The following is a 3,495-nucleotide window of genomic DNA, read 5'->3' on the forward strand; positions in this document are numbered from 1 at the left end:
CATGGTTGGTCGCGATGTCACCGGTGATGACGCGGTAAAGACGAAGCGGGCCGAAGTCAACATCGGGGTGATCGTTGTCGAGACGTTCGGATGCTTGGTCGGTCACGGTTACCTGAGGTCGTTTAACGGAAGGTTTTTACGACACCGCCCTGAACGAAGCGAACGGCGTCTGAACTACGAAAGATTCTACCAAGGCCAGTCCGCGTCGCCAAACAAGGAAGGTGTGCCGAAGGCCTAGCGTAAAAACCATGTTAGCCGCCCCGGACCTCTGGGATAAAGCGATCCAAAACGCCAAGTGTGGCAAACGCACGATCCAACGGATCAAGAGTCGAGAGCCATTGTGACGCTTGTTTTAGGGTCAGGCCATCGCAATGAGCATACGCGGTATCACGTTGCGAAGCGTGCGATTCGAGAGGTTGAACAATTGATTCAGCGAAGATGCGGAATTCAAGCGACCGTTGCCGAGCGGTCGAACGCATGCCACGCGAGAGGAAATCAATCATCTGATCGGTGGATGCAGTGAGAATCTGGATGAAATCGTCACGGGGCGGAACCGAGATCAGATGGGCAAGTTGTGCAGAGTCCCATTCGGGGAACGCCGTGCGATGCACGGGGTCGCGAAAGATGTCGCCGAACTCGCGGGAACAACTGGGGCACGAGTAATCGTCCAGATTCGGGAAACGTCGTTGCGTGAGATCATAGAGATCGGTGTAGAGCGTCTCGCATTCGCAGCATAGCACGAAGAGCGTGCCACAATGAACGCACTTGAAGGGGAGAAGGTCTTCGTCACCGCAGCAGTTGAAAGCACCGAACGCGAGGCATTGCTCAGTGACCCAAGAAGGTTGGAACATGCAATCAACTAGGGGCGGCTAACGGAAGGTTTTTACGACACCGCCCTAAAACGAAGCGAGCGATGTCTGAACTACGAAACATTGTACCAATGCCAGCCCGCGTGACCAACCAAGGAAGGTGTGCCGAAGGCCTAGCGTAAAAACCATGTTAGCCGCCGCCTACCCCTGAGTGACCTCGCAGGCGAGGTTTGAGAAATCGCGATTCGCCAAATCTTCGTTGCGGATGAAAACGTACATCGGGTCTGCATCGTTGATACTGAGATTCATCTCGAAGTTGGAGTCAACTCTCAACAGCAAACGCCATTCATCAACATGCGATTGAATCATCTCGCGATTTGAAGTAAGCCACACAACACCATCATGCATGTCACGATACATTGCGACTAGGCTCTTGTCATCACGCCATTCTTCAATGTAAGCCTCGTATTCTTCCATCGAATCCCAGTAGTCGTTGTAGACGAGCGGGCGTTTGCCAAGTAGAGCGAGCACCACCTGCCGATAGAGGTTCTCCTGGTCGTCACCAGGATTGGCAAATCCAAGCAACTGTCCAATTTGCCCATCAGCACACAAGTCAGATTCAAGGTCCATCAATCGCATTTCACCGTCATCGCCGTCAACTTCGGCCGTGTTCTGTTCGACGTGAGAACGAAACTGCTTGCGATAGCTAGGAATTGAAACCGACGGGACAGCAGAAATTCGTTGCGGAATTAAGTCAACGAGGTATTCGTTGCACAGGGATTCATTTGGCGGATTCGAGCGACGTTCTAACTGCGCGGTGTCTCCGTCGTAGAAGATTGTGTCAAGGATGGCAGGACTGGCTGCAGCCTCCATGAAGCGAACAAAGATGTACAGAACGCCCGTTTTTGGAAGAACGTCATCACCGTCAACGTTCGGTAGTTCGGCGAAATTGATTTGTGCGACGAAGTTCGCAAAGCGGGCATTGTCGTCGGGGTCAGTGGGCCAGGACGCATCTTTCGGGAGATCGGGTTCACCACCAAACCGCGTATTGCCAGTCGTGGAAAAATCATCTGTTTCAGTGGCAGCGATCGACAGGCACGGTGCTGCGTTGGCACGGATAGCGTCACCAACCGATTCAAGGTTGTGACTCGCGATCGCTTTGTTGAGGGATTTCAAAAGCGTCGGTGAAAGTTCAGGCATGATTTCAGAGAAGACTGGCGGCGGCTAACGGAAGGTTTTTACGACGCCGGTTCTGATCGAAGCGGAAAACGTCGCACACCAATCATTGTACCAACTGAACGCACGTAGCCAAAGATCGTAGGCGTTCGCGGGGTTGCACCAGATGGATCGTCACCGAATCGAACGGCGTTGCCCACCGAAAGATTCTCCAACGACGACAGCCGCGACTAGCGTAAAAACCATGTTATGCGGCAGCGCCAGAGTGGAGTTCGACTGGCGTGACAGTTCCGTATCCGTCATTCCCAACGATGACGACTGGAACTCGGCATTCAATGTTGCCAAGCGATTGCCAAACCGTTCGCAGCCAGTTTGCGGCGCAATCGACCACGATGTCGTTGACGGGATAGTCCACATCGAAGCAGTCCACGATTGGGATTGGCGGTTGGACGCCATTTTCGGTGTATTTGGCGTCGAACAGATCGGCGTAAGTGTCGATGGCCTTGTTGATGACGTACAAGTTTGGGCCGTCAACCGAAGCGCGAACGGTGAAGAAGCCGTCGCCATCCTGTGCGGGGAAAACCTGCAAGTCGAGGCGAGTTGCAGGTTCGGGCAGCGATGCGAGCAGCAACGGAATCTGCGCACGTGCGGTGTCGGATTGCCCGTCGAGGACAACAGTCAGTTCAGCGATGAATTCAGATTCGGACATGGCCGCATAACGGAAGGTTTTTACGACGCCGGTTCTGATCGAAGCGGAAAACGTCGCACACCAATCATTGTACCAACTGAACGCACGTAGCCAAAGATCGTAGGCGTTCGCGGGGTTGCACCAGATGGATCGTCACCGAATCGAACGGCGTTGCCCACCGAAAGATTCTCCAACGACGACAGCCGCGACTAGCGTAAAAACCATGTTATGCGGCAGCGCCAGAGTGGAGTTCGACTGGCGTGACAGTTCCGTATCCGTCATTCCCAACGATGACGACTGGAACTCGGCATTCAATGTTGCCAAGCGATTGCCAAACCGTTCGCAGCCAGTTTGCGGCGCAATCGACCACGATGTCGTTGACGGGATAGTCCACATCGAAGCAGTCCACGATTGGGATTGGCGGTTGGACGCCATTTTCGGTGTATTTGGCGTCGAACAGATCGGCGTAAGTGTCGATGGCCTTGTTGATGACGTACAAGTTTGGGCCGTCAACCGAAGCGCGAACGGTGAAGAAGCCGTCGCCATCCTGTGCGGGGAAAACCTGCAAGTCGAGGCGAGTTGCAGGTTCGGGCAGCGATGCGAGCAGCAACGGAATCTGCGCACGTGCGGTGTCGGATTGCCCGTCGAGGACAACAGTCAGTTCAGCGATGAATTCAGATTCGGACATGGCCGCATAACGGAAGGTTTTTACGACACCGCCCTGAACGAAGCGAACGATGTCTGAACTGCGGAAATTCTACCAAAGCTATCGCCCGTTGCCAAAGAGCGAAGGTGTGCCGAAGGCCTAGCGTAAAAACCATG

Annotated in this window: 5 protein-coding genes; 1 reads left to right on the plus strand and 4 read right to left on the minus strand. The window is 54.0% G+C overall.

Going from position 1 to position 3,495, the window contains the following annotated elements; all coding sequences use genetic code 11:
* Window positions 1-238, plus strand: a 238-nt coding sequence (locus CA85_RS24875; RefSeq protein ID WP_186774876.1) for a hypothetical protein, incomplete at its 5' end; no start/stop codon positions are given.
* 13 nt (window positions 239-251) lie between these two features.
* Here the strand turns inward: CA85_RS24875 and CA85_RS11385 are convergent.
* From CA85_RS11385 to CA85_RS11400, 4 genes are all read right to left on the minus strand, one after another.
* Window positions 252-851 (minus strand): hypothetical protein, encoded by a 600-nt coding sequence (locus CA85_RS11385; protein ID WP_146391414.1) that lies wholly within the window; start codon window positions 849-851, stop codon window positions 252-254.
* A 159-nt stretch (window positions 852-1,010) separates the two neighbouring features.
* The gene (locus tag CA85_RS11390; protein ID WP_146391415.1) at window positions 1,011-2,009 is read right to left on the minus strand and encodes a DUF1963 domain-containing protein; all 999 of its coding nucleotides are present in this window, start codon (window positions 2,007-2,009) and stop codon (window positions 1,011-1,013) included.
* A gap of 223 nt (window positions 2,010-2,232) precedes the next feature.
* Window positions 2,233-2,694: a DUF6389 family protein gene (locus tag CA85_RS11395; protein WP_146391416.1), complete on the minus strand. Its 462-nt coding sequence runs from the start codon at window positions 2,692-2,694 to the stop codon at window positions 2,233-2,235.
* A gap of 205 nt (window positions 2,695-2,899) precedes the next feature.
* Window positions 2,900-3,361, minus strand: coding sequence for a DUF6389 family protein (locus CA85_RS11400; protein WP_146391416.1), 462 nt, complete (start codon window positions 3,359-3,361; stop codon window positions 2,900-2,902).
* Window positions 3,362-3,495 lie beyond the last annotated feature (134 nt).

Source organism: Allorhodopirellula solitaria, assembly GCF_007859855.1.
Lineage (GTDB): Bacteria > Planctomycetota > Planctomycetia > Pirellulales > Pirellulaceae > Rhodopirellula > Rhodopirellula solitaria.

Bases quoted from the DNA above. Each gene is read 5' to 3' on its own strand.
- CA85_RS11385 (WP_146391414.1), bottom strand. From the start codon at position 851: ATGTTCCAACCTTCTTGGGTCACTGAGCAATGCCTCGCGTTCGGTGCT.
- CA85_RS11390 (WP_146391415.1), bottom strand. From the start codon at position 2,009: ATGCCTGAACTTTCACCGACGCTTTTGAAATCCCTCAACAAAGCGATC.
- CA85_RS11395 (WP_146391416.1), bottom strand. From the start codon at position 2,694: ATGTCCGAATCTGAATTCATCGCTGAACTGACTGTTGTCCTCGACGGG.
- CA85_RS11400 (WP_146391416.1), bottom strand. From the start codon at position 3,361: ATGTCCGAATCTGAATTCATCGCTGAACTGACTGTTGTCCTCGACGGG.